The sequence below is a fragment of the Pseudorhodoferax sp. Leaf267 genome, from assembly GCF_001422405.1.
Taxonomy (GTDB): Bacteria; Pseudomonadota; Gammaproteobacteria; order Burkholderiales; family Burkholderiaceae_C; genus Pseudorhodoferax.
Genome location: NZ_LMMV01000021.1, coordinates 198745 through 222330 on the forward strand (window position 1 = coordinate 198745; position 23586 = coordinate 222330).

General features: G+C 64.7%; 28 protein-coding genes. 2 read left to right on the forward strand and 26 right to left on the reverse strand.

The genetic code is table 11. The features are described 5' to 3' along the window. Window positions 1–74: 74 nt before the first annotated feature. The 8 genes from ASF43_RS18025 to ASF43_RS30825 form a co-directional block, all read right to left on the reverse strand. Complete coding sequence (locus ASF43_RS18025) at window positions 75–401, reverse strand: DUF4156 domain-containing protein (protein ID WP_200932568.1); 327 nt, start codon at window positions 399–401, stop codon at window positions 75–77. A 149-nt stretch (window positions 402–550) separates the two neighbouring features. Then, window positions 551–916 carry a hypothetical protein gene (locus ASF43_RS18030; protein WP_056183935.1) on the reverse strand — a complete coding sequence of 122 codons (366 nt, stop codon included), beginning with the start codon at window positions 914–916 and terminating at the stop codon, window positions 551–553. 48 nt (window positions 917–964) lie between these two features. Continuing rightward, a complete protein-coding gene (locus ASF43_RS18035) occupies window positions 965–1417 on the reverse strand; it encodes a hypothetical protein (RefSeq protein WP_156373399.1) in 453 nt (150 codons plus the stop codon). Window positions 1418–1955: 538 nt separating this feature from the next. After that, window positions 1956–3923: a DEAD/DEAH box helicase gene (locus ASF43_RS18040; RefSeq protein WP_056183940.1), complete on the reverse strand. Its 1968-nt coding sequence runs from the start codon at window positions 3921–3923 to the stop codon at window positions 1956–1958. A 33-nt stretch (window positions 3924–3956) separates the two neighbouring features. Further along, on the reverse strand, window positions 3957–4856 hold the full coding sequence (locus ASF43_RS18045) for a DNA adenine methylase (protein ID WP_056183942.1): 900 nt from the start codon (window positions 4854–4856) through the stop codon (window positions 3957–3959). Further along, window positions 4849–5109: a hypothetical protein gene (locus tag ASF43_RS18050; RefSeq protein ID WP_056183944.1), complete on the reverse strand. Its 261-nt coding sequence runs from the start codon at window positions 5107–5109 to the stop codon at window positions 4849–4851. The genes ASF43_RS18045 and ASF43_RS18050 overlap by 8 nt, the downstream gene beginning before the upstream one ends. 83 nt (window positions 5110–5192) lie before the next feature. Further along, the gene (locus ASF43_RS18055; RefSeq protein ID WP_235578294.1) at window positions 5193–5633 is read right to left on the reverse strand and encodes a single-stranded DNA-binding protein; all 441 of its coding nucleotides are present in this window, start codon (window positions 5631–5633) and stop codon (window positions 5193–5195) included. A 38-nt stretch (window positions 5634–5671) separates the two neighbouring features. Further along, entirely contained in the window at window positions 5672–6082 is a 411-nt protein-coding gene (locus tag ASF43_RS30825; RefSeq protein ID WP_156373400.1) for a hypothetical protein, read from the reverse strand. 14 nt (window positions 6083–6096) lie between these two features. Between ASF43_RS30825 and ASF43_RS30830 the strand changes: the two genes are divergently transcribed. Then, window positions 6097–6423 carry a hypothetical protein gene (locus ASF43_RS30830; protein ID WP_156373401.1) on the forward strand — a complete coding sequence of 109 codons (327 nt, stop codon included), beginning with the start codon at window positions 6097–6099 and terminating at the stop codon, window positions 6421–6423. Between the two features lie 210 nt (window positions 6424–6633). On the opposite strand, the gene ASF43_RS18060 is transcribed toward ASF43_RS30830, so the two are convergent. From ASF43_RS18060 to mltG, 15 genes are all read right to left on the reverse strand, one after another. Next, window positions 6634–7158 (reverse strand): hypothetical protein, encoded by a 525-nt coding sequence (locus ASF43_RS18060; protein ID WP_056183947.1) that lies wholly within the window; start codon window positions 7156–7158, stop codon window positions 6634–6636. A 31-nt stretch (window positions 7159–7189) separates the two neighbouring features. Then, window positions 7190–8353 (reverse strand): PFL_4669 family integrating conjugative element protein, encoded by a 1164-nt coding sequence (locus ASF43_RS18065; protein ID WP_082497955.1) that lies wholly within the window; start codon window positions 8351–8353, stop codon window positions 7190–7192. Between the two features lie 44 nt (window positions 8354–8397). Further along, window positions 8398–8889 (reverse strand): hypothetical protein, encoded by a 492-nt coding sequence (locus ASF43_RS18070; RefSeq protein ID WP_156373402.1) that lies wholly within the window; start codon window positions 8887–8889, stop codon window positions 8398–8400. Between the two features lie 142 nt (window positions 8890–9031). Then, on the reverse strand, window positions 9032–10834 hold the full coding sequence (locus tag ASF43_RS18075) for a hypothetical protein (RefSeq protein WP_156373403.1): 1803 nt from the start codon (window positions 10832–10834) through the stop codon (window positions 9032–9034). A 5-nt stretch (window positions 10835–10839) separates the two neighbouring features. Beyond that, window positions 10840–11364, reverse strand: a complete 525-nt coding sequence (locus ASF43_RS18080) for a hypothetical protein (RefSeq protein WP_056183955.1) — start codon at window positions 11362–11364, stop codon at window positions 10840–10842. An 11-nt stretch (window positions 11365–11375) separates the two neighbouring features. Next, entirely contained in the window at window positions 11376–12026 is a 651-nt protein-coding gene (locus tag ASF43_RS18085; protein ID WP_056183957.1) for an STY4526/YPO1902 family pathogenicity island replication protein, read from the reverse strand. Next, entirely contained in the window at window positions 12023–13834 is a 1812-nt protein-coding gene (locus tag ASF43_RS18090) for a hypothetical protein (protein WP_056183958.1), read from the reverse strand. Before ASF43_RS18090 ends, ASF43_RS18085 begins: the two co-directional genes overlap by 4 nt. Window positions 13835–13952: 118 nt before the next feature. Next, the gene (locus tag ASF43_RS18095) at window positions 13953–14873 is read right to left on the reverse strand and encodes a ParA family protein (protein ID WP_056183961.1); all 921 of its coding nucleotides are present in this window, start codon (window positions 14871–14873) and stop codon (window positions 13953–13955) included. Window positions 14874–15061: 188 nt separating this feature from the next. Further along, a complete protein-coding gene (locus ASF43_RS18100) occupies window positions 15062–15253 on the reverse strand; it encodes a hypothetical protein (protein WP_056183963.1) in 192 nt (63 codons plus the stop codon). A gap of 136 nt (window positions 15254–15389) precedes the next feature. Continuing rightward, window positions 15390–16049, reverse strand: a complete 660-nt coding sequence (locus ASF43_RS18105; RefSeq protein ID WP_056183964.1) for an ankyrin repeat domain-containing protein — start codon at window positions 16047–16049, stop codon at window positions 15390–15392. Further along, window positions 16046–16840, reverse strand: coding sequence for a TatD family hydrolase (locus ASF43_RS18110; RefSeq protein WP_056183967.1), 795 nt, complete (start codon window positions 16838–16840; stop codon window positions 16046–16048). The genes ASF43_RS18105 and ASF43_RS18110 overlap by 4 nt, the downstream gene beginning before the upstream one ends. 57 nt (window positions 16841–16897) lie before the next feature. Beyond that, the gene (locus ASF43_RS18115) at window positions 16898–17257 is read right to left on the reverse strand and encodes a PilZ domain-containing protein (protein WP_056183969.1); all 360 of its coding nucleotides are present in this window, start codon (window positions 17255–17257) and stop codon (window positions 16898–16900) included. Continuing rightward, on the reverse strand, window positions 17254–18309 hold the full coding sequence (locus ASF43_RS18120; protein ID WP_082497956.1) for a DNA polymerase III subunit delta': 1056 nt from the start codon (window positions 18307–18309) through the stop codon (window positions 17254–17256). The genes ASF43_RS18115 and ASF43_RS18120 overlap by 4 nt, the downstream gene beginning before the upstream one ends. Next, on the reverse strand, window positions 18306–18983 hold the full coding sequence (tmk, locus tag ASF43_RS18125; protein ID WP_056183972.1) for a dTMP kinase: 678 nt from the start codon (window positions 18981–18983) through the stop codon (window positions 18306–18308). Before tmk ends, ASF43_RS18120 begins: the two co-directional genes overlap by 4 nt. Before the next feature lie 12 nt (window positions 18984–18995). After that, window positions 18996–19979 carry an endolytic transglycosylase MltG gene (gene mltG / locus ASF43_RS18130; RefSeq protein WP_056183974.1) on the reverse strand — a complete coding sequence of 328 codons (984 nt, stop codon included), beginning with the start codon at window positions 19977–19979 and terminating at the stop codon, window positions 18996–18998. A 47-nt stretch (window positions 19980–20026) separates the two neighbouring features. Between mltG and ASF43_RS18135 the strand changes: the two genes are divergently transcribed. Further along, complete coding sequence (locus ASF43_RS18135) at window positions 20027–20944, forward strand: folate-binding protein YgfZ (protein ID WP_056183976.1); 918 nt, start codon at window positions 20027–20029, stop codon at window positions 20942–20944. Here ASF43_RS18135 and ASF43_RS18140 read toward each other — a convergent pair. Genes ASF43_RS18140 through ASF43_RS18150 form a run of 3 tightly spaced genes read right to left on the reverse strand, consistent with a single transcriptional unit; the run spans window position 20920 to window position 23575 of the window. After that, the gene (locus ASF43_RS18140; protein WP_056183978.1) at window positions 20920–21798 is read right to left on the reverse strand and encodes a YbgC/FadM family acyl-CoA thioesterase; all 879 of its coding nucleotides are present in this window, start codon (window positions 21796–21798) and stop codon (window positions 20920–20922) included. The two genes, ASF43_RS18135 and ASF43_RS18140, sit on opposite strands and share 25 nt — an antisense overlap. Then, on the reverse strand, window positions 21795–22760 hold the full coding sequence (locus ASF43_RS18145; protein WP_056184565.1) for an alpha/beta hydrolase: 966 nt from the start codon (window positions 22758–22760) through the stop codon (window positions 21795–21797). Before ASF43_RS18145 ends, ASF43_RS18140 begins: the two co-directional genes overlap by 4 nt. Beyond that, window positions 22760–23575, reverse strand: coding sequence for an HDOD domain-containing protein (locus ASF43_RS18150; protein ID WP_056184567.1), 816 nt, complete (start codon window positions 23573–23575; stop codon window positions 22760–22762). Before ASF43_RS18150 ends, ASF43_RS18145 begins: the two co-directional genes overlap by 1 nt. Window positions 23576–23586: the final 11 nt, after the last annotated feature.

Genomic DNA, 23586 nt, shown 5'->3' on the forward strand with positions numbered 1-23586 from the left:
CCATCCAAAGAGCATCAAAGCGCGATACCGATTGCGATGAAGTATGCCTGCATCGGATCGCATTCGTCAACATGTCAGCGACGTGCGCATGCGAAAACGCTGCCGACGATCGTGGTGCTGACGGCACCAGCGCTATACGGGTGCGTGCTGTTCAGTGTGTCCTGCATGTGGACCACATTGCCGCCCATCGCGGCTGCGCGATTGCGCATGTCATTGCGCGCGCCCATCATGAGGTTCTCGTTCGTGGTGAAGTCACCACTGAACACGTTACCCTGCTTGCCGATCACCTCGCCGAGCGGCTTGCAACCAGCGGGACGAGCGTTCACCAGCTCGACGGCGGCGCCCTGCGGCGTGACGGACGTTGCAGCGCAGCCGGCCAGTACCACGGCCAGCAGGGGCAAGAGGATCGAGTGAGTTCGCATTGGTTTTCTCCTTGGTTGTTGCTGCGTTCAATGCAGCGCTCCTTCGGGAGCGCTGTAGTGAAAGTAGCTCGTGCTGCTTGAGGGATGCGCTGGGCCGAACTTGCGTTCGGCCCAGGCGCCCTGGTGGCCTAGCCGGCCTGCGCAGCGGTTGTAGCCTGCGCGCGTTGTAGTCGATCGATCTCACATTTCTGCTGGATCAGTGCAAAGATGAGTGCCTTCCGATCCAGCGTTAACCAGGCCTCGACCTTGTTGAGCAGCTCCACTGCCGCGGAATAGTCGGGATCCTCTGGGCCGAACATCGGTGCATCAATAAAGTCCGCCCAGCACAGGCGGCCTGTTGCCAGGGTAATTTCCACCTCCGCATCCGGCTGCGCGTTCAGACAGCTTTCGAGCCACTGGACCACGTCCTTCGTGCCCCTGCGGTCATCGCGCGGCAGCGTGATCGTGAAGTTGGCGTTGATGTCGTAGTGCCGCGGATCAGTGATGTTTTTCATACGTCGCTCCAAAGGGTGAACGAAAAGTGCCAGCCTTCGCCGACACGCTCAGGCCACCCTGCGGATGCGGGGCTCTGCGTCGTTGGATGCAGATCTGCGTGCGTCGGGCAAGCAGATCACCTTCGCTTCATTTCGAACGGACTTGACGTATGCCGCGCGGCGCCTCACAGCGCGAACGTGAGCAGACGTAGCTCGGCCGATGCGCAGCGCGGCCGACACGACAGTGCCGACCAGATCGATCGCAATGCCACCGCACGTCCTGGCCAGCACGCCGTAGCGGCGCGCCTTGGCGTAGCGGATGTGCGAGCGCTTGACCGTCTCCAACGCCCGCAGGTGCGCGCCTGGGAAGGCCTTGCACAAGTCGAGATCGGACTCGAAGCGATCAACGAGGAGGCGGGCAACGACAACGTCGTCGACACGCTCGAACAGCTGATGCAAATGCCGCGCATCGACGCTGCGCGGATTAAATGCTGGGGACTTCGGGGAAGAGGACTGTTGCATGGTGGTCTCCAAAAAAATGGGAACCACCTACCCGACCGGGAAGAGGTTCCCGGGTGGGTGGATGAAAAAATGCCCCAGACAAGCCATTGGGAGGCTTGCCGTGCCGCTTTCAAGAGCTGAGCGGCTGCGTGGTGCTCATGGAGCGGTCACGTTCGAAATCTAGCAGAAATCAGCGGGTTGTTCGAGCGATTGACGGCACTCAACCAACCAAGAAATCCACAAGGCCTAGACCCCCAATGAACAGCACGCAAGAGCCCACCAGCAGGGCCGATGCACGCTGCCACACGTCGAAAAAAATTATGCTCATAAGGAACCCGCAGCTTCCCGTCAAGGCCATCAACAATCCGATCAAGACCATCTTCCAATCCTCACAGCTAGCATTCGAAATCACGTTTGACCACGTGGCTGTCACGTCGGCCAAACAAGGCGATGGGACGGCAGCGAATGCGGTGCAGCGCGGTGCGCCAGTTGATCCTGCACGTAGCCCAACGGACGGACACGATCCAAAGGTCAGTCAGTCGGTACGCCATTCGATACGTCATGCCTGTGGCTCCAGCAACGAAGACCTCACTGCCTCCACGACCTCGACCTCGGTTTCCCGCTTGCTCTGCAGGACTTCCCACACCTGTGCATCGATCGTCTTGGGAACCAGAGGCACCTTCACGACGACGTTGCGCCTCTGTCCCAGGCGATAGGCACGGTCTTCTGCCTGACGCATCAAAGCCGGCGTCCAGGGCAACGATGCGAATGCCACGTAGTTGGCCGCCGTCAGCGTGATGCCAACGCCAGCTGCGGACGTCGTGCCGATGAACACCGTGACACCATCGTCCTGCTGGAACGCATCAATCGCCCGCTGGCGGGCTTTCAGACTGTCCTTGCCCACCAGGGTCACACAACGCACGCCGATGGCCTGCAGCGCCTCGCTAAGCGCGTCGACGGTCGGGATGTACTCACAGAAGATGATCAGCTTGTCGCCCGCCGACAGGCCCTCGACCATCTCCACCAAGAAGCCGATCTTCAAGGCTTCAAGTGTCTGGCGCAGCTTCACGATCTTCGACATGGCCGGCAGGCTGGTGTCGTTCCAAATTTCCTGGTAGGCCCCCAGGCCTTCGGGCGGAGAAATGTGGACCACCTGGCGTGACTTTTCGCCAAGCTCCGTGAGCACGTCCTTGCTGCGCCGGAGCATCCAGCCTTTGAGGGCCGAGGCCAGGCGCGCGCGCTTCTCGCTGGTGCCGGCGTATTCCTTGGCGAACTCCTTGAGCGTCAGGTTGCCCAGGTCGTGGCCCGTCATGCGCAGCAGCGTGTGCATCTCGACCTCGCGGCTGAGCAGGGGCGTACCGGTCACGACGTAGCGGCGTGGAATGCGGGCGGCCAGCAGGAACATGTTCCGGGTCCGGCCCGAGTCGTACTCCTTCAGGTAATGCGCCTCATCCACCGCCATGACGGCAAAGCCCAGGGCGACATCACGCACCAGGCCGCCCAGCCGCTCGTAGTTGGCGACCACCCATTCGCAGCTCTGCAGCGTCTCGTGCGCGGCCTCACCAACAATGCCAACGACCGCCTGCGGGTAGACCAACTGGATCTCGCGCAGCCAGTTCATACGCAGTGTGGCCGGGCAGACGATCAGCACGCGGCCCGAACCCGCGATCATGCGGGTGCTGACCACCACCTGGCGGCTTTTGCCCAGGCCCATGTCGTCGCCCAGGCAACTACCCGTCTGCCCCAGCAAATGGCGCACGCCGACGGCCTGGTAGTCCCGCAAAGTGCCAGAGGCTACGAGACCGTTGAGCGCATCGGAGTCGAAGCCCAAATCGGTTACGCGGTCCAACTCGGTGGAGAAGTACCCCGTCCCATCTTCGGGCGCGTCTGGGCGCTGCACACCGCGCTCCGGGGCCATGGCCGGCACGGAGATCGGCACATGGCCAGAAGACGACGATGACAACTGCTCGATCAGCACGGGATGCTCGTGCACGAACACGAACTCCCGACTCACACCCGCAACGCCCTGCAAACGCTCGATGATCTGCTCCGGATCGGCTTGCACTTGCCAGGCGGCGGCATGCGTGTGAAACAGGCCATTGAGCGAACGCATCGCAGCCACACACGGACCGTCGTACAGAAAGCTCACCGCATAGCGTCCCCGCGACAACTCGCTTCCACGCAGCGGGAAGATCTGCACGTCGAGCAACTGGCTGAAGTAATCGGCCTGCAGGTCGCGCAGCGCAGCGGCGATGGTGCCCGGCACTTCTTCCAGGTCCACGTGGTGGCCGTGGTATACGGACCGGAGCGCAGAGACGATCGTGTCCGCGCCTTGCGCGCGCAGAACCGACATGCGCCGCGGCGCGCACCACCAGCCACCCGCCGCCGCCAGCGGCTTCTTCACGCCCGGGATATGCAGCAACTGCAGGCCAACGCGCCGTCCGTCGGCCACCGCTTTGACCAGCAACTCGGGCGGCCGAAGCCGCACTGGTGCGAGAGCAACCGGATTGATGTCTTCGAAGCTCATCCCGCTGGTCTCACAGCGTGTCGCGGATTGCGATCACAGGGACACCATGTTCATTGATTCCCATCTGTGGCGAGCCTCTGTAAACAGGTCGCCGCGCGTGTCATCGAGCCGTGCTGCGCAGGCCTGGTTGATCCAGACGCCCTCGGTGCGCAGGGAAGTGCCGCGGCCGCCCGAGATGCGCGCCGTGGTCGTGTGCACCTGCCACTCAGCCAGCAGTCTGCGGTACAAAGGGTTGTCATAGCCGCAGAGCACCACCATGCCGTCGACGGCGCGGACGGCGTCGATCAGGCGGCTGTGGCCATCGATGTCCAGCTCGTGCCGATAGCCGCCCTTGTTGCGCATGTGCCGCGTGTCGTGCGTGTACGGCGGATCCACGAAGTGCAGCGTGTCGGGGCCGTCGTGCGACTGCATGACGTCGATCGCGTCGCGGTTCTCGATCAGCACACCAGCCAGGCGCTCGCCGATGCTGGCCAGGGCGTCGGGGTAGTCGGCCCAGTTGTGCTGGGCCGTGCCGTACTTGCGCCGCGTGTCGATCCGAAAGCCCGTGCTGCCCTTGGTCGCGCCGGCACTGCCGAATCCCATGGCGGCGCGTACGCAGGTCCGCCGCGCACGCTCCAGGGGGTCATCGGTCGGCTCATAGGCGACTTCGAATTCTTCGCGGGCGTAAGGCGTCAGCCGGCAGGCCTCGATCAAGTCCGCACGCTGCAGCGGGTCGCGCAGCACGCGGAAGAAGTTCACCACGTCGCCGTCCAGGTCGTTGTACACCTCGGCGTAGGCGCGCGGCTTGCGCAGCAGCACGCCAGCAGCACCACCGTATGGCTCGACATAGCAGCCGTGCGGCGGAAAGAACTGCATGAGCCAAGGGGCGAGCCGAAACTTTCCGCCGTGGTAGCGAAGGGCCGGGCGGGTGACGGCCGCGCTCTTGTCAAGCATGAACGTCTCCCCTGGCCGCCCGTGACTTGGCCGCATACATCCGACGCCCGTTGCGGCTCTTGCAATCAGCGCGTCCTTCGGCGATCAGCGACAGCAGCGCACGTTGCGTGTCGCGCTCTCCCCATCCCGTGATCCGGGACAGGCTCTCCAGCGTCTCCATCCCGTGCTGTAGCAGCTTGGCCAGCACGTCTTCTCTCGTGGCATCCCTCGGCACGCTCGGTGCGGCAGGGGTGCCGATCACGACGTTGTGCATTCCGATCTCCTTGCGTTGTTGGTACTGGCGGTACTTCGTTGTCACAAGGCAGTCCGGCTTTGACTAGTGGACCAAGGCGCCGGTCAGACGGGTTCCTCTTCCTGTTGCTCTTGGCGCTCGCGCGCCGGCGAGAAGGTGATCGAGTCGATGCGCGTCAGCTGCAGCGCCACGTCCTCGGCCACCACCTTGATGACCTGGATCTCATTGCCTTCGTCGTCCGTGGCGGTGAACTCACGCTCCTCGCCGATAACCAGCACCCGCGCACCCTTGCGCAAGTGCTTGCAGATGTCCTGGCCCTTCTGCCCGTAGATCTCGACCTCACGCCAAAAGCCACCGACTTGCTCCACGCCACCTTCGTCGGTGCGGCTGTAGCGGCCGAACATCACGCGCATGGTGGCAACGAAGAAGTCGCCTGTCCCATCCTTGCGCCTGATGTTTTGCCCGACGGGCGACTTGGCTAGGTTGCCTTTGCCGATGAAAAGGTTCTGCATCGTTACTCTCCGTGGTGCGGTTGAGATCAGCATGGGCACGGCACCACGCGCCCATGATGTGTTGGATGACATCAGCGTTTTGATCCCTGCTGGTGCGACAGAGCTTCGCGCTGACGTGCAGAGACCGCGCCATCGGCAGCAGCTTGCTTCGCTCGCCGAATGGCCTGCCGCTCCTCCCACCGTTCGTTGCTCAGATTGCTCCGGTACTGCTGGATCGCTTCGGTGACGTCGATGTTTTTGAGCGGTCCGTCCGCCCAACACAGACGATTGCGGATGGGATCGGGGAGCGAGGCGAGCCGCTTTGCCGAAGCGGGGCGGTAGTTGTAAATGATGGATGTCACCAAGATCCCGACATGGGAAGCAACGCAGGTAAGCACGTACAGCTCTCCAAATTGCTCTGGTACAGCATCGGGCATCAACACGCCCGCGACCATTACTGCAAAAAAACTAACAATCCAGGCAAAAAATCCACGATTAGTCATCATGACCTCCGCACGTGCACGAGTTGCAAGGCACGGCCTGGAGCCGATTCCTCGCAGCATTGCCGAGCACCACGCGTGCTTCGAACGCCATCAACAGCACAGCTTTCATATCGATCTCCTCTGATAACGCCCATCGCCCGCCGCTGGCGCTTTGCGATGCGGCGATGTGCAGCCGCCAGGGCCATAGCACGCGCTTGCTCCACCCGGTCCGCATCCTGGGACCGCAACCGCCGCTGCTGATTGGCTTGATCGAGAAAGTACTCGTCGAGCACATCGATCACATCCCCATTCGTCACCATGCGGCCTCGATTCAGAAGCTGTTGACGCACGACGGCAGGTAGTTTAGACAACCGCCAGCTCCATGCCGGCCGGCGCCTCCACAACGCATAGAGCGGTGTCTCGCGGAGTAGCAAAAGCACCATCAAGGACAGAAACGGCGCAACCGAAACTGCCACGATCCACAAGTCGACACTCATGACCCATTCCTTGGAATAAAGGATGCTCCAGATCCATCGCAGCAATCGACGAACCAGAAAGGCAAGGTGCAAACGTCATCGGCCGCCATGTCGCACTCCGCGCAAGAAGACGTGTCGCTCTGTGGAGTCGATTTCACGGCGCAAGCGCATCAGCGCCTCACGTGCGCTCAAATGCCGCTCGTTGAGCTGCTGCGCCCGCTGTGTCGCCTGCCGGACCCACACCCGGAGCTGGTCATGAAGACCGGCGGTCCGCTCCTCGATCACGTTCCAGGACAAGTGCCGCTTTGCGCCACCCACCTCACGCCAGCGCAGGAACACATAGCCCGTCTTGGCCCGGCGGTGCACCATCACGTAGATGTCCAGGCCACAAGTCTTGGACAGCTTGCTCAGCTCACCCATATCCCGTTCGACACGCTGGAGCTTGTCAACATAGTGGCGCAGCTCATGCAAGCTGCCCCTACCCGTAAAGGCCTTTGTGTCAACTCGTTCTTGACACGCGGGTTGCGCCACGGACTCGATTGCCCATTGCTTCACGTTGACACGGGGCGGTTGCCCTTTCACAACCTGCCTTTCCATCACGGTTGTTCCAGCGTCCTGCATGGTCCGCACTGCTCCAGCTCCATGACCACGATCAGGCCGCGCCTGCGGCGCCGCCACCATCTGCCGCAGCATCCGGCTCGCCCGTCTCAGCCTTGGCCAGTTGCAGCCGCATGTGCGCCAGGAACTTGCGCTCCTCGGGCGATTCGCGCAGATGCCGACGCGAGTGCGTCGGCTTGATGACGCATCCGAACACATCGCTCGGCACCGCACCGAACACCTCCAGCGCGAACTGGGCACGCTTTGCGCCATCCTCGGTCACGCCCTCGGCGAAATCGCTGCGGCACAAGGACGTCACTTCATCCCGGCTGAGCCAGCGATCAAAGCGTGCGGTGTCGTACCAGATCCTGCGAATCATCCGGTTCACATCGTTGATCGAGTGGCGTACGGCATCGTCGGTCCGCAGCGACTTGCGCTCCAGCGTCTTCATCAGCCGAATGAACCAGTCGTACTCGCTGACCAACTGCACCACGCCGTAGCCGTAGGGCGACCGAAAGCCCAGATTCAGCAGCATGGGCTGCTCCGACCGCAGGATCGACAAGCTCATGCCGCGCTGCTTGTAGTCATCCAGCACCTTCTTGGCGCTTTCGACCTCCTTGCGCAGCAGCGCATGAACTTCCTTCATCGCATGCTCATGCCGCACCAGCGCCCAATCGGCGTAGGGGTTGTCGCGCCCGGTCAGAAGCCATAGCGAGCGGAGCACGGCACCCATCTTCTTGCCGCCGATGATCGGCGCCGCCTCCGTACCAGGCTCGCGCCGACGACCCAGGAACAGCCGGTACGCCTCCAACGTGTGGACCTGCATCTGGTCCACTTCGTCATCGACCAGGCGCCCGATCTGCCGCATGCCGATGGCCTCATCACGCGACGTTTCGTGATCGGCCCCCATCTTCTGCTCGTACTCCCGCTTCATCGTCTCCAGCCGGTCCTCACGGTCCATCAACTCGATGTACCGGTCATACATCGCACCGAAGGCTTTTTCTTCCAAACCCTCCGCGATGTGAGGTGCCAGGAACTCCCGTTCCTTGGCGATGGAGTAGCCGTCTGCGAACGGCGAGCCCGGCTCGGTCAGGAACGCAGGCGGCTTGGGCTCGCCGAGAAGCGCAGGCGGGACCGGGATCGCCACTGGAACCGGCGACGTCAGCTTGATGGCGGACTTGGGAACTGACTTCTTGGCAGATGCGGATGCGGTAGCCATGGGAATCTCCTGTTGAAGAGGGATTTGGGCGCCGTTGTCGGTGCTCAGTGGCGAGAACGCCGGGGGGGCATGCCAGCAGGGCTGGCGTCGTCGTCCGACTCGTTGTCGGCTTGTTCGTCGGCCGGGCCGCGGGCATTGGCTGCCATGCCACCCGACACGCGCGCCGCAGTCCTGCGCTGCTGGTCCAGGGTCCACGCTTCGAGGAACGGGAACACCTTCTTGCTCAGACCCGGCAGCCGTTCTTCCAGCTCCGAATCCAGCAGATCGAGGACAGCCTCGCGGTTGACGGTGACCTGTGTGGCGGTCTTGCTATGCATGCGGACGTTGATCAGGCCCAACGCCTCCAGGCTCTTGATGGCCCGCTTCGCTGCGTTTCGATCTATGGTCCCGGACAGTTGGATATACGACAGCAGCATCGACGTCGTCTTGAACTCCTTGATGTCTGCCCGCTCCTTCAACAGAACCCATAACACTGCAGCATTCGGGTAGTGCCGCAGTCGCAGGACGAGATGGACAAAGAGGTCGGAGCCGTTCATGCCCACGCTCCCTGAATAGCACCGGCTACGCGGCGTGGCTCGTTTTGATCCACACGGTATGGCATACCACGTGGCTCGTTTTGATCCACAAGGCACGCCGTGCCAGGTGGGTCGTTTTGTCCCATGTCCTGAGTTCTTGTCGTCATGAGCGCGCTCCTTTCCGAATAAGTTCTTGACGCAAAGCGAGCAAGCGCGCCCGCGCTTCCTCTCGTGCTTGCGGGTTGGCTACCTGGGTGTCGTGCGTCGGCATCGCGGCCTGCACCTGCTGCTGCACCGCTGTCCGGCGATCACGATCCCGTGCCACCTGCTCGGCGAGCGCCAACACCGCGCCTTCGCGGCACTTGCGGATCAACCCCAGCATCCAGCCGACGGGGTTGTGAATCGTCTTGACGGGGTTTTGCAACTGGCCGTGCAACTCGTCCAGCAGCTGCTGGCGTTGGGCGGCCGGGGCTTGTCGCAGCGCATCGCGCAGTCCGGGCAGAACCGTCGGTGCAAGTGCGCCGGGGTAGATCAAGCTGGCCATGCCATCTGGATCGTCGACCTCCGGCTGGATCGATGCGACGGCGTCGCCAACGGCATTGGCTGATATCTCCACATCACGACGACGACAAGCTGCTGACCGATCGCGCTGCGGATCGATCGCGCGCCTGTTTGTCGTTGTTGTGTTTGTAAATTCAGTTTGTATATAGATTGGCGCTTTGGGCACCTCAAGTTTGGCGCTTTGGGCACTTCCAGCCCGTTCTAGTTTGGCGGTTTGGGCACTGGAAAAGGATTCAAGTTTGGCGGTTTGGGCAACCGGGCCGTCGACCAGTTTGGCGCTTTGGGCACTGGCGTTGCTGGGCACAGTCGCCGTTGCTTCGCCAGTAACGGGAGATTCCGCCAGATCGTGAAGTTGCTGGAAATCCGCAACCTGCCCCTGAGCCGAAGGTGGATCTGGGACGGCGAGACGAGCACCCGCGACCACCCTCAACAACTGCATGCTCCGGTCGTACCTCGTGCCAGATCCGGCCGGTTGGTCCTTGCCAGCCGACATCAGGAGGTCCGGCTGGTCGATCAGGAGCGTGGACCGTGTGGGTACGGACGCCGCACGCCGCTCGGACGGCGCGCGCCGCGCACCGACGACGGCCCGCTGCACAGTCGCAGGTGTTGCCGTCGGAAGTACCGCAATCCCTTGGCCTCGCACGCAGGCCAGGATGGCCTGGATGTTGATGCGGGCCTGCATCGCCGCAGTGGGAGGAGCGATCAACAATCCCAGTCGACGCAGACGATCGCGCACGGTGCGCTGCACCTTCGGAGAGAGACACAGCGTGCGCTCGATCTCCTCCGGCTGCAACTGCACGAACTCGGCCAGATGCCCAGCCAGCAACGCCTTGCGCTGTTGGCGCAGAGCAAACGAGAGGTACAACCCGCCCGCAGCGCTGCCAGCCAGGTCGCCCAGCGGACGGTAAAAGCTCACGCTCTTCTCGAACCAAGCCCAGGCCGTCTCCACCGTCGCGGTGGCCGCGTCGATGATCTCCAGCCGGTTGGCCAGCAGCCGCAGATTCAGCCTGAAATGCATCTTGGCGGGCCTGCCCGCCAACTGTTGTTCCAAGAGGCCAGTGGAGGCCAGCATGGCGCGCACGGTGTCCTGCTCGCGTCGTGTGAGCGTCGTGGCATCCAGGATCTCCACGGCTGACAGGTGGATCCAACCTTGTCGGTGTGGGTTGTGGCGTGCGCTGTGCCGTGTCCAGTACAGGCACAGGCCCAGGAACAAGGCTGCCTTGTGACCGAGGTGCTGGGCCAGCGCCGGATGGAACGGCACAAATCCACGGGCGTTGAGATGCTGCAGCACCTGTTCGTTGTCTGCCGCCAGCGACGTCCTGGAGGCCGTCTCGGGCACCGGGCCGTCGGCTTCGGCGGCCGAGTCCCACGTGGATCGTGATGGCTGGGACATCGCGCCGTGCATGCTCGTCACCGTCCGCGCAGAGCGACAGGCAGGGCCGCGGGGTTGAGACGCGCCTGACGCAAGGCAGCCAGTAGCGGCTGCGAATGCTCGTTCATGCGTTCACGCAGGCGGTCCAGGTGCACGACGTACGTGACGACCTTGCCGCGCGTGGCGGCGACCTCCAGCAATCCCAGCTCTACCAGGTGGCGACGGCTGCTGGCCTGCTGTGCACGGGTGATTCCGGTCGCCTCCTCGCACTCGCTGCCCGTCATCGTGAAGCTGTAGCGCTCGTCCGTCAGGCTGGCTCGGCCAGCCCGTACCTGCTGGGGCATCCTCTCCAGCACGTAGGACAGCCAAAGCGCGGTGACCACGTTGCCGGTGATCTCGACATAGCCACGGTTGAACGCGATCGTTTCCTGACCGAACCAGTGAAGGAACCGGGCTTCTTCCTGCAGGCCATCGTCCTGCTGCGGATCGCTGCCCTGCGGTTCTGTTGCCCGGGGCAGGAACGCACGTACCTGACTGCCCGACTTGATGATGGCTCGCTCCATACGTGGTCCCATCAGGACGCAAACCGGAAGGGCCCGGACCGGGATTTCAGAGCGTCGATCTCCCCCTGTGCGACGTCGCGCCTCGATCGAGGCCGGTCAGGCTGCTCGAACTCCCCGAGCGTGGACATCAGCGTGCTGATCGTGTAGTCAGGGAACCGCTGATGCAGCGCATGCACGCACTGGCGTTTCTGGGCGCCAGGGTCGGCTTTGAGAATCTCGTCCCAGGCCACATGGATGGCCTCGCGCACGGCCTGGTCCTTGGGCAAGGGCGTCCGTCCCGCACCGGTGCCGGCGTCGGGCAGCAGGGACTTGCGCGTCAGCGCCACTTCCTCGTGCGTCCGCTTCCAAAGGTCGCAGATCATCTTGAGGCTGGCCCCGTGGCGGATGAAATACTCGAACAGTTCCTGGTCTTCCCGCCTGCGGTCCAAGCGGTGCAGTGCGCCCCTGATCTCGGGCTCAGACAGCCAGATCTGCACGGACTGCACTTGCGACGCCACTTCGACCAAGTCGCGCGCCTTGCGCTGCCGTAGATCGTCCAGCAGGCTTGCGGAACACCCCTGCAGCAGCAATCCGTCCAGCCCGGCCTCGGTGTCGATCACTTTGACGACGTACTGCAAAGCCGCACTGACGAAGCTGTCGTCCTTGACGGAGACTGTGATCATGGGCGGCTCCCGCTGTCGGTGGGTGAGAAGCGCAACTGCATGCCGCGCTCGTGGTGCATTTCCGGCTCCAACTGCTGCAGCAATCGCCGGATTTCGATGACACGCCCTAGCAACTGCGCCAGACGGCTGTCGCTCAACAAGGTCCACAGCGCACCGGACGGCAGGTACAACTCGAAGATGCCGCGTGTGGGGTCGGCCATCTGGCAGTTCCCGTACACCGCGTGGGCGACGGTGTGGACAAAGTGGGCTGCCCCCTGGCTGCGCACTTCGGCCCAGCGCGTGCCTTGCATGTAGGGTTCATCGGCCACCTGTTGCCAGTGCAGTTCGTGGAGCTGACCCGACACAGAGGCCAGGAATTGCCACAGCATTCCGCGGTCCTCTGCGTGCACCGAGACATCCTGGCCGTCGATCTCAGCCAGGCTGTCGGGAAGGTCGACGAAGAAGCCAAACGGCATGGCGTCGATCCCCTTCATGAAGTCGTGGATCGGCACGAAGCTGTTGATCTGCGTGATCGTGCTGACCATCTGATCGCGTAGGCGCTTGCGGCGCACGTCGGTCGATGTGAACTCGCCATCGGTGCCGTCGGCGCCGTCCTGGAAGGCGTCCGATGGCTCGCCGTGCACGGCATGCGGCGGCGAGCCATCGGACGTCTCTGAGGGGCCAGGCATGCCGCTCGCAGTGCCTCCCACCACGCCGGCCATCGGGCCGAGGGAACGTTGCGCAGGGGGGCTCGACGGTGGCGAGTCGCCGCCCATCGTCGAATGGCGCGACCCAGTGTCCGGCTGTGACACCTGATAGGTTCCAGGAAACGCTCCCGAAGCTGGGGAGCGGGCTGCGGTTGGTGCTTCCGTTCGCTGGGCTTTCAGAGCCTGCAGGTCCTTCGCTTGCAGCCGTGGATCGGACGCCAGCGCAGCGCTCAGGAGCACGAAGCGCTCGCGTTCCAGGCCGAGCAGGTCGGCCAGGGCCTGTGCCATGTCCTGGACCACCCGCTGTGCGTCCAGCTCGACTGCGACATGCTCGGAGGGATCGCGCAGACCGTTGCGCTCGATCAGGCTCCGCAGTCCGTTGGCCGTGCGTTCCAGGTAGCTGCGAACGAGATCGCCAGCCTCCTCGATCTTGTCGAATCGCCCTGTGAGGTCGAGGAACTCGGCCAGCTTGGGGCGTAGTACGGTGTTGACGTCATGCGTCCGCAACCAGGGGCCCACAGGCGATAGATATTCCACCGAGAACAGAAAGTTCTGGATCATCTTGACCCCGAAATTCATTCCCCGCTTGCCCAGCTCGCGGTTCAACTCGGTGCCGATCAGAGAATGTTCCGCGAACTCGCGCTCGTACTCCCGTTTGAAAGTGGCAACGCCGAGCGCTTTTTCCCAGAAGCTCGTATCGCCACGGTTTTCGTTCTCGACGAGGTGCGCGGCGATGACGTCGAACTCGGTTTTCCACGCCTTGATCACCACGCGGAGTTGCGCAAACCGAGGGTCGCCCTGCGCATGCAGTTCCTTCGCGACCTTGAGACGGGTGTTGCCACCACCGTATGGAAAGTACTTGAGTCCACCCGGGCGTCGCGTGACGGTCAGGATGTTGGTAATGCCGTCAGCAATCACCGAATCACGAATCTCGGCGTACTTGGGGTTGTCGCCAACGCGCGGGTTGTGGTCGTAGAACTCGATGTCGTCGATCGACAGCAGCGAGATCGAGCCCTCGATTTCGGCCCGTGGGTCCAGATTGGCGGAAGCGCTGGGGCGCTGGGACAACGGCGACATGAGCGAGGCGCGCGCCTTGTCCAGGCTGGTGGGCTTTGGGGTCACGGGGTGGGGTTCGTGTGGGGATGAGGTAGGGGCCGAATCACCGTCGGGTGCCTGATCCCGCAGCCGTGCAGCTCGCTGCGCGGCAGTGAGGGTCTCGGGGGTACGCATGGCGCCCCCCTCACTGCCCGTCCGGGTCGTGCGAGTCGGGGCCGAAGCCGTCGAGGACGGCATCAGGGTTACCGAAATTTCGGTGGTTCGGGGCGTATTGCCCCTGCAGGGACGGCACCAGCTCCCACAAGAGCATGTGCATGGCGTCGGCCGCGCGCAGGGGGTCGATCCAGTGGACAGGAACTTTCGCGGTCGCCGCTTTGCGGAACGCTACCGCGCTGTGCACTGCCGTCTGGACGGTGCTGACGCGTCCACGCAGATGCAGGTAGGCCTCACGAATGAGGCTGGACATCTCGCGGCTGTCACGCGTGTTCTCGGTGCGGTTGATGACGGCTTTCATGGCCGGCACCTTGAACCCCATGTTGGCCGCCTCTTCGTGCCTGGCGATCAGATGCCTTGTCCCATCGATGAACTCACGCGCGGACAGAACGTCCGGCGTGACTGGGGAAATCAGGATGTCGGCCGCGTTGACGGCAGCGTCTTGCAGATGGCCAAGAGCGCCCTGGGTATCGATGATGACGAAGTCGTACAGGGTTGCGATGGCATCCTGGTTCAGCGCCATCGAGATGCGGACCAGGCGGTCCAACCGCTGTGCCAGCCAGTCCTGCAGCTTGCCCTCCCTCGTGTCTGACAACACGATGTCCAGGGCTGGCGTCGGGTTCAGAAGGTGTGCACCCTTGAACCCTGCTTCGCCGAACGGCAGTTGCACCGTCGAAACGCAGTCGGGTGTCAGAAACCCTTCGGACACGAGTTTCGTCAGCCCGTAGGGGGCTACCTGCGCGAGGTCGAAGTACTTCGAGAGGGACGGTTGGACGTCCGCATCAATCAAGAGAACGCGAAAGCCGAAATCGCGTAGCAGACCACCGATGTTTGCCGAAAGTGTGGTCTTGCCCACGCCGCCCTTAGGGGCGACGACTGTAAACGTCAACATACGAAACTCCGCTGAATTGGATTAACCAAATTCAGCAAGAGTTAGAATGCTTGAAGGCCATGGCCGTTAAAGGCCATTAATCGGATTACCTGGCTCTACCGAACCAATTCCCGATTAATTATCTCGAATCAGAGAATAATCATCGTATGAAATAGACGTCGTGGCCCGTCGCGGGTTAAGCGTGGCGATCAAGGCTCGTGCATCTCCTTGCTCTGCTCCAGCCACTTACGATGCAGGCGGTTGCCCCGCAGCATCGCCTCCCGCGCCAGGCGTTGCTTGCGCTTGGCGAAATACCTGAACATCAGGGCAAGGAGCCCCGGCAACACCACCACCAGGACGACGGCGTAGACGGCTGGCAGGTGATGGTCGATCGCTTCCAATGTTGTCCCCAAAAATCTTGCGCGCAATTCGGCGCGCGTGACTATACGACCATGTCAATAAATTGGGCGAGCACAAATTGATAACGATTCACACTGCATTGGAAAAATGTAGCTTCTTGACACACCTGGCTCCGTCTCACCACTTGCCGCGGGGTTGGCGCTGCCGGACTGTTTTGCCGATCAGCTCGGCCACATCCGCACGCTGGACCGAATTCGCAAAATCGATGGCCGTCATCTTCTGATCGTTCTTCATCATCAAATCGGCGCCCTCGTCGAGCAGCAACTTGACCGCATCCAGGCTGCCATAGCGCGCGGCCATCATCAAGGGAGTCGTCCGGTTCGGCGACTCCGCGTCGATAAAGGCGTGCTCCTCGAGCAGCAGGCGCATTACGTCGAGATGCCCTTTGGTCGCCGCGTAATGCAGTGGCGCCCAGCCGGTTTTGTTGACGGCGGCGCCGCGGGCGATTAACTTCCGGCACCAATCCAGCCGCCCACCCAATGCGGCCATCATCAACGGGCTTTCGCCGGCGTCGTTCAATGACTCGACCTCTGTCTTCGGCCAGTCGACGAGCACCTGGAACGCGCGTGGCGAGGGCTCGCGGATGGCCAGGTACAAGCCATGCTGGCCATCTGGCGCACGCGTGTTGGGATCGAAGCCTCGCCGCAACAATGCTGTGAGCCCGGAGGCATCGTCCTGCTTGATGGCGGCAAAAAAGTCCTCATAGGACCCGGCGTGCGCAGTGACGGCAGTCCATAGCGCGAGCGACAGACAGAACGAGCGGCGTTGAACTTTCATGGCGTCGAGGGGTGAAACAAGATGTCGAAATTGGCGTCGGTCTGTCGGGCCACAACCTCTACCGCCACGTGCCGCACGGCCGCTACCTGTTGCGCCACGAACGGCACATAGGATGGGTTGTTGGTCTTGCCGCGGTGCGGCACCGGCGCAAGGTACGGGCTGTCGGTCTCAATCAGCAAACGGTCCAGCGGGACGAATGCTGCAATGTCGCGCAGGTCCTGCGCGTTCTTGAAGGTCAGGATGCCAGACAAAGAGATGTAGAAACCCAAGTCCAGCGCGGCGCGGGCCACCGCCTCGGTCTCGGTGAAGCAGTGAAAGACACCACCTGCCGCGCCTGGCGAGCCCTCCTCGCCCTCCTCTTTTAGGATCGCCAATGTGTCGTCCGAAGCGCTGCGCGTGTGGATGACCAGCGGCTTGCGCGCCTGCCGTGCGGCGCGAATGTGCGTGCGAAAGCGCTCGCGCTGCCAGTGCATGTCGGCCACCGCGCGATCGCCCAGGCGGTAGTAGTCCAGGCCGGTCTCGCCGATGGCCAGCACCTTGGGAAGGCGCGAGCGATGCACCAAGTCATGCAGGCTGGGCTCTTGCACGTCCTCGTTGTCCGGATGCACGCCCACTGTGGCCCAGATGTGCGGATGGGCCATGGCGATGCCATGCACCGTGTCGAACTCTTCCAGCGTCGTGCAGATGCACATGGCGCGGTGCACCTTGGCTGCCTCCATGTCCTCGAGGATCTGCGGCAGGCGCGCGAGCAGATCGGAGTCGCTGAGATGGCAATGCGAGTCGGTGAACATGGGCTTGGATCGGAAAGTGCCCGCGATGCTGCGCGGTCGAGCGCGCACTATGGCGCGTCAGATGGTCTGCGTCGGCCGGTCGGACGCGAGATGGGGGCCCAGCAATTCTTCGATCTTGGCCTTGAGCTGCCGGGCCTTCTCGTCCTTGGGAAACTGGATGCCGACACCCTGCGTGCGATTGCCGGCGGCCCGGGGTGGCGTGACCCAGGCCACACGCCCGGCGACCGGGTAACGCTGCGGATCCTCGGGCAATGACAACAGAACATAGACGTCGTCGCCCAACTGGTATTCGCGCGAAGTCGGAATGAACATTCCGCCTTCGGAGAACAGCGGAATGTAGGCGGCGTACAAGGCGGATTTTTCCTTGATCGCCAGCTGGATCACGCTGGGCCTCGGGGAGGACGGGGGGCTGCTCATGGGCGGGAGTTTAGGGTGGATTTCGCCTGAGCCACAAGCGCCTCCAACATGAGCCCGCCGTTCAACGGATGCTCTGCGATACGGGCACTGTCCTGCAGTTTGCGGCCCCAGCGCAGCAGAGCGTCGATGCCAGCCGTGCCGGCCAAATCGGTCGCCGCGAAGAAGCGTGGCGCGGCACCGCTCCCCGCGGTCACCAAGTCGTGGCAGAGCTTTTGCAACGCATCGATCAAGTCGGCCGGCGACCAGTCGCTGACGGCTGTCACGTCGCCACGCACCATGGCGGCCGGCAAAGCAGACCAGCTGCGCGCCGTACGGCCGGCCTGTGCCATGCGCAGTGCTTCATCGGGGCGGCCACCGGCCGCGGCCAACAGCACGGCGATGTCGTCCTGGGCAATGCCTGCGTGCGTAGCAAGCCAGGCCGCCGCCTCGTGCTGCGCGGGCCAGGCCATGGGATGGCCCATGCAGCGGCTGCGGATCGTAGGCAACAGCAGGTGCGCAGCGCCCGTGGCCAGCACGAAACGCACGTTGCCGGGTGGCTCCTCCAGCGTCTTGAGCAACGCGTTCGCGCTGATGTGGTTCATGCGCTCGGCCGGGTACACCAGCACGGCCTTGCCGCGGCCGCGCGCACTCGTGCGCTGCACGAACTCCACGGCATCGCGCATGGCCTCCACACGTATCTCGCGGCTGGGCTTGCGCTTCTTGTCGTCGACCTCCGCCTGTGCCTTTTCGTCCAGCGGCCAGCCCAGGGCCAGCATGCTGGTTTCGGGCAGCAGCACGCACAGGTCGGCATGCGTGCGCACGTCGATGGCATGGCAACTTGCGCAGGTTCCACAAGCGCCCTGCTCGCCCGGCCGCTCGCACAGCCAGGCCCGCACGAGCTCCAGCGCCAGGTCGTATTGCCCCAGCCCCGAAGGCCCATGCAGCAACCAGGCATGGCCGCGCTGGGCCAGCAAGTCGGTGCGCTGCTGGCGCAACCAGGGCGCCACGGCCGGCGTGCTCGCTGGTGGCGCGCTGCGGTGCTGAGTCTCGTCGGGCGGCCGGGCGGGCTTCATGCCGGCCCACCCTGCGCCGCGACCATGATGGCCAGCCAGCCGCGGCGCACCATGGCCTGCGTGATCTGCTGCCAGACCTGGTGGCGCGTGCGCTCGGCATCGATGCGCACGAAGCGCTGCGGGTGCTCGGCCGCACGCGCGGCATAGCCCTCGGAGACGCGGCCGAAGAATGCCGCTGGCTCCGACTCGAAACGGTCGGGCGCGCGCGTCGCGGCGAGCCGCTCGGCTGCCACTGCGGGCGGCAGGTCGAACCACAACGTCATGTCCGGCTGGCGAAGTGCGTCTTCGGCCAGCGCGGGCGATGCCTGCACCCAGCGCTCCAGCGTGCGCAACACCTCCTCGTCGAAGCCGCGCCCCCTGCCCTGGTAGGCGAAGGTCGCATCGGTGAAGCGGTCGCACAGCACGACCTCGCCGCGCGCCATTGCCGGCTCGATCACGCGGCGCAGATGGTCGCGGCGCCCGGCGAACACCAGCAATGCCTCGGTCAGCGCATCCATGTCCTCGTGCAGCACCAGTGCGCGCAGTTGCTCGGCCATGGCCGTGCCGCCAGGCTCGCGCGTTTGCGTGACGCTGCGGCCCTGTGCACGGAAGGCATCGGCCAGCGCTGCGATGTGGCTGGACTTGCCGGCGCCGTCGATGCCCTCGAAGCTGATGAAGAGTCCGCGTGGCTGCATGGCGTCAGTGTCTCAGGGTGCGCGCTGGTAGCGGTTGACCGCGCGGTTGTGCTCGTCCAGCGTCGGACTGAAATGGCTGCTGCCATCGCCACGCGCGACGAAGTACAGCGCCTGCGTGGACGCCGGCTGCACTGCGGCCAGCAGCGACTGCAGCCCCGGCATCGCGATCGGCGTGGGCGGCAGGCCGGCGCGCGTATAGGTGTTGAATGGCGTGTCGGCCTGCAGGTCGCGCCGGCGCAGGTTGCCGTCGAACGCTTCACCGAGCCCGTAGATCACCGTGGGGTCGGTCTGCAACCGCATGCCGATGCGCAAGCGGTTGTGGAACACCCCGGAGATCTGCGCACGGTCGTCGCCGCGACCGGTCTCCTTCTCGACGATGCTGGCCAGCGTCAGGGCCTGCTCGGGTGTCTGCAGCGCCACGGTGGGCAACCGCTGCGCCCAGGCCGCGTCGAGCTGCTTGTCCATGGCGAGCAGGGCCTGCTTGAGCACGACGAGGTCGCTGCTGCCCTTGGGGTAGGCATAGGTGTCCGGAAAGAAGCGGCCCTCGCCCGCAACCCCCGGGCGCCCCAGCGCTGCCATGAGGGCGGAGGCGCTCATGGCGCGGCTGTCGGGCTTGAGGTGATCGGCTTTGGCGAGCGCTTCACGCACCTGGCGCAAGGTCCAGCCTTCCACGAGCGTGACGCTGCGCAGCGCCTGTTCACCGCGCACCAGCTTGTCCAGCAGCGAACGCGGCGTGGTGCCGGCGGCGAACTCGTAGCTGCCGGCCTTGATCTGGCGAGAGTCGCCGGACAGCCTGAACCACCAAAACAGGGCCCAGTCCGGCGCGCGAACGCCAGCCTGTTCGACCGCACGCGCGACTCCGCGGGCACTGGTGCCAGGCGCGATCGTCACGTCCGCCGGCGATGCTGCCAGGGCGAGCGGTTGGTCCAGCCACCACCATGCGGCGGCCGCACCGCCGCAGGCTGCCAACACCAACACTATCAGCCAACGACGCACAGCCCTACAACCCGGAAGACAAACAGCCGGCCATGATAATTCAGCACATGGAACCCACACTCAATGGCATCGCCCCGCTGGCGCATCTCGGCGTCATCGCCGTGCAGGGCGAGGAGGCAGCGCAATTCCTGCATGGGCAGCTGACGCAGGACTTCGTGCTGATGGCGCCCGACCAGGCCCGCCTGGCGGCCTTCTGCTCGCCCAAGGGCCGCATGCAGGCGAGCTTCATCGGTTTGCGCTGGTCGGCTGACCAGGTGTTGCTGGTTTGCGAACGCGACCTGCTCGCGCAGACGCTCAAGCGCTTGTCGATGTTCGTGCTGCGGGCCAAGGCCAAGCTGCGTGACGCCACGGCGCAATTCCAGCTGCTGGGCCTCATCGGCGATGCGGCCTTGCAGGGGCAGTCTGCGCCGCCGGCACCATGGCATCGACACGAGCGCGATGGAGGCTACGCGGTCAGCCTGTACCCCGCCGACGGCCATGCCCGCGCGCTGCTGGTCCTGCCGGCCGATGCTCCCCCGCCGGCCGGCCCGGCGCTTTCGCAGGCGATCTGGCAGTGGACCGAGGTGCGCAGCGGTGTGGCGCTGATCGGCCTGCCGTTGTTCGAGGCACTGGTGCCACAGATGCTGAACTACGAATCGGTTGGCGGCGTGAGCTTCAAGAAGGGCTGCTACCCGGGCCAGGAAATCGTGGCACGCAGCCAGTTCCGCGGCACGCTCAAGCGGCGCGCATACCTTGTGCATGCCGACGCAGACCTGTCCGCCGGGCAGGAGGTGTTCCAGGCCGCCGATGCGGAGCAGCCTTGCGGCGTCGTGGTGCAGGCCGCCGCGCATCCGGACGGTGGCGTCGATGCCATCGTCTCGCTGCAGATCGCCGCGGCGGCCGAAGGCGGCCTGCATGCCGGCAGCGCCATCGGCCCGGCCCTGTCGCTGCTGGCCCTGCCCTACCCCTTGCTCGAGGACATCTGAAGCGGCAGCACCATTTCGACATGGGCGATGCCCACCTCGTCGAATGGTTCGCCCCGCACGGCAAAGCCCATGCGCCGGTAAAAGCCCTCGGCACTGCGCTGCGCATGCAGCAGCACTTCGCCATCGCCGCGCGCGGCCGCGGCTTGCACCAGGGCCTGCAGGATCTGGCCGCCGTGCTGTGAGCCGCGCACGGCACGCCGAACGGCCATGCGGCCGATCTTGGCCACGCCCGGTGCGTGCTGCAGCAGCCGGCCGGTGGCAATCGGTTGGTCGAGCCGGTTGAACAGCACGGCGTGCACGGCCGTGGCATCGGCCTCGTCCCACTCGTCTTCGCGTGCGATCCCCTGCTCCTGCACGAACACCTCGGTGCGCACCTGCGATGCAGCGGCCTGCAGCGCCGACCACGCGCCCAGCTGCATGCGCGTGGCGCTGCCACCGGCCTCGAAGTCCTGCAGCAGCGTGCGCAGTGCATCGGGGATGGGTTTGGAGGTCTGCTGCACAGGGTCGGCAAACACGTAGACCAATTCGCCTGTGATCAGCAAGGTGTCGCCACGAAAGATCGCGCCGGCAAAGCGCATGGACGAGCGGCCCAGATGTTCGCACTTGAGTGCCACGTCGAGCTGGTCGTCGTTGCGCGCCGAGCCGTGGTACTCGACGGTAGCCTTCTTGACGAACAGCTCACCGCCCAGCAGCGCGAAGCTTTCCTCGTACGGCAAGGCCAGCGCGCGCCAGTAGTCCGAAACGGCGACATCGAAGTACGCCAGGTAATGGGCGTTGAACACGATCTTTTGCATGTCCACCTCGGCCCAGCGCACGCGCAGGCGGTGAAAGAAGCGGAAGTCCTGGCGTTTCATGTCGATCCTTGGATGTGCAGCGCCGCCGCCAGGGCACGCGTCGCATCGGCATGGGCCGTGCGCGCCTGCGGGATCGCGCGGCCCATCTTGATGAATTCGTGCACCACGCCGCGGTAGATCTCCAGATCGACCGCCACGCCGGCAGCGCGCAGCTTGTCGGCGTACAGCACGCCTTCGTCCACCAGCGGATCGCATTCGGCCAGGCCGATCCAGGCCGGTGCCACGCCGTCCACCTCGTCTGCGTTCAGCGGCGCGAAGCGCCAGTCGGCCCGTGCCAGCACATCGGGTTGCACCTGGTCGAAGAACCAGCGGATGCTGGCCGCGTCCAGCACGAAGCCTTCGGCGAAGCGTTGGTGCGACGGCGTGTCCTGGTGCGCTGTGCAACCCGGGTAGAACAGCAGCTGCAGCGCGAGCGGCAGGCCCGCCTCGCGCGCCAGCAGCGCACACACGGCCGCCAGGGTGCCGCCCGCGCTGTCGCCGCCGACCGCGAGCCGTGTCGCGTCCAGGCCCAGCGAGCCGGCCCGCTCGGCCAGGCCCTGCAGCGCATCCCAGGCATCGTGCTGCGCGGTCGGGAACCGGTGCTCCGGTGCCAGCCGGTAGTCCACCGACAGCACGGCGCAACCTGCCAGATGCGCCAGCTCGCGGCACAGCGTGTCGTGCGTGGCGATGCTGCCGATGGTGAAGCCCCCGCCGTGGAAGTAGACCAGGACCGGGAGCGGCGCTGCCGATGCCGGCGCGACCAGCCGCACCGGAATGGCGTAGCCGTCGCGTGCGGGCAGCGTGAAGTCTTCGGTGCGCGCCAGTGCGCGGCTCGGGATTTCCAGCACGCCGGCGCCGGCCTCGTAGGCTTTGCGCGCCATGGGCGGTGCCAGCGTGTACAGCGGCGGGTGGCCGGCGCGCACCATGCGGTCGATGACGCCGCGCATGGCCGGTGTCAGCAGGGTTGTGGGGTCTGGCTGCATCACAAGAGATGGTGGGGTTCGGCGCGGGCGCTCCAGTCGATGGGGTCTTGCTGCAGCACCATGTCGATGTCCAGGCCCAGCGCCAGGCCGACCTCACCGGGAAAGCTTGTGGCCAGCGCGCGCTCGTTCAGTCCGGCCTCGTGCGCACGCGCACGCCAGGTCGCCAGGTGCACGACGCCGGCCAGCGGCTCGTAGACCTCGTTGTCGAATGGCGCCGTCTGGTGGCGCAAGGCATCGACCACCGGCGCCGGGAACTGCCATTGCTGGGCCAGTGCCGCGCCGACGTCGGCGTAGCAGTAGCCGAACATGCGCTGCTCCAGCCTGGCGCGACGCAGATCGACCGGGCTGGACATCAGGTCCAGCGACGCCATGTCCTCCGATGCGCCGGCGTAAAGAAGGAGCTCGCCGATCGCATGCACCAGGCCGGTCGTGAACGCCGTGGCCTGGTTCTGCCGCACGCTGGCGGCCAGTGCGCGCGACAGCTTGGCCACGTGCACGCTGTAGCGCCAGAACTGCGTCAACGGCAGCTGGCGGCTGGCACCATCCCGAGCCGCCGCCGAGGCGGGCTCTCGCAGAGCGCCCGCCTCGAGCATGGCCAGGGCCTGCGCGATGCTGGTCACGCCGCCACCGTCAGGCCCAGCGTCCTGGTTGGCCAGGCGCAGCAGCCGCATGGCCAGGGCCGGGTCGGCGCTGAACAACTGCTGGAGCTTGCGCAGGTCCGGCTGTGGCCGCGCCAGTTCGCTCAGCAGCAGGGCCACCACCTTGGGCAGACTGGGCAGCTGCGGCTCGCGTGACAGCAGGACGTCGAGTTCCATGGTGTCCACGG

Excerpts from the sequence above, each read along its gene's own strand:
- ASF43_RS18030 (WP_056183935.1), bottom strand. The coding sequence starts at position 916 with ATGAAAAACATCACTGATCCGCGGCACTACGACATCAACGCCAACTTC.
- ASF43_RS18035 (WP_156373399.1), bottom strand. The coding sequence starts at position 1,417 with ATGCAACAGTCCTCTTCCCCGAAGTCCCCAGCATTTAATCCGCGCAGC.
- ASF43_RS18040 (WP_056183940.1), bottom strand. The coding sequence starts at position 3,923 with ATGAGCTTCGAAGACATCAATCCGGTTGCTCTCGCACCAGTGCGGCTT.
- ASF43_RS18045 (WP_056183942.1), bottom strand. The coding sequence starts at position 4,856 with ATGCTTGACAAGAGCGCGGCCGTCACCCGCCCGGCCCTTCGCTACCAC.
- ASF43_RS18050 (WP_056183944.1), bottom strand. The coding sequence starts at position 5,109 with ATGCACAACGTCGTGATCGGCACCCCTGCCGCACCGAGCGTGCCGAGG.
- ASF43_RS18055 (WP_235578294.1), bottom strand. The coding sequence starts at position 5,633 with ATGCTGATCTCAACCGCACCACGGAGAGTAACGATGCAGAACCTTTTC.
- ASF43_RS30825 (WP_156373400.1), bottom strand. The coding sequence starts at position 6,082 with ATGACTAATCGTGGATTTTTTGCCTGGATTGTTAGTTTTTTTGCAGTA.
- ASF43_RS18060 (WP_056183947.1), bottom strand. The coding sequence starts at position 7,158 with ATGCAGGACGCTGGAACAACCGTGATGGAAAGGCAGGTTGTGAAAGGG.
- ASF43_RS18065 (WP_082497955.1), bottom strand. The coding sequence starts at position 8,353 with ATGGCTACCGCATCCGCATCTGCCAAGAAGTCAGTTCCCAAGTCCGCC.
- ASF43_RS18070 (WP_156373402.1), bottom strand. The coding sequence starts at position 8,889 with ATGAACGGCTCCGACCTCTTTGTCCATCTCGTCCTGCGACTGCGGCAC.
- ASF43_RS18075 (WP_156373403.1), bottom strand. The coding sequence starts at position 10,834 with ATGCACGGCGCGATGTCCCAGCCATCACGATCCACGTGGGACTCGGCC.
- ASF43_RS18080 (WP_056183955.1), bottom strand. The coding sequence starts at position 11,364 with ATGGAGCGAGCCATCATCAAGTCGGGCAGTCAGGTACGTGCGTTCCTG.
- ASF43_RS18085 (WP_056183957.1), bottom strand. The coding sequence starts at position 12,026 with ATGATCACAGTCTCCGTCAAGGACGACAGCTTCGTCAGTGCGGCTTTG.
- ASF43_RS18095 (WP_056183961.1), bottom strand. The coding sequence starts at position 14,873 with ATGTTGACGTTTACAGTCGTCGCCCCTAAGGGCGGCGTGGGCAAGACC.
- ASF43_RS18105 (WP_056183964.1), bottom strand. The coding sequence starts at position 16,049 with ATGAAAGTTCAACGCCGCTCGTTCTGTCTGTCGCTCGCGCTATGGACT.
- ASF43_RS18110 (WP_056183967.1), bottom strand. The coding sequence starts at position 16,840 with ATGTTCACCGACTCGCATTGCCATCTCAGCGACTCCGATCTGCTCGCG.
- ASF43_RS18115 (WP_056183969.1), bottom strand. The coding sequence starts at position 17,257 with ATGAGCAGCCCCCCGTCCTCCCCGAGGCCCAGCGTGATCCAGCTGGCG.
- ASF43_RS18120 (WP_082497956.1), bottom strand. The coding sequence starts at position 18,309 with ATGAAGCCCGCCCGGCCGCCCGACGAGACTCAGCACCGCAGCGCGCCA.
- tmk (WP_056183972.1), bottom strand. The coding sequence starts at position 18,983 with ATGCAGCCACGCGGACTCTTCATCAGCTTCGAGGGCATCGACGGCGCC.
- ASF43_RS18135 (WP_056183976.1), top strand. The coding sequence starts at position 20,027 with ATGGAACCCACACTCAATGGCATCGCCCCGCTGGCGCATCTCGGCGTC.
- ASF43_RS18140 (WP_056183978.1), bottom strand. The coding sequence starts at position 21,798 with ATGAAACGCCAGGACTTCCGCTTCTTTCACCGCCTGCGCGTGCGCTGG.
- ASF43_RS18145 (WP_056184565.1), bottom strand. The coding sequence starts at position 22,760 with ATGCAGCCAGACCCCACAACCCTGCTGACACCGGCCATGCGCGGCGTC.
- ASF43_RS18150 (WP_056184567.1), bottom strand. The coding sequence starts at position 23,575 with ATGGAACTCGACGTCCTGCTGTCACGCGAGCCGCAGCTGCCCAGTCTG.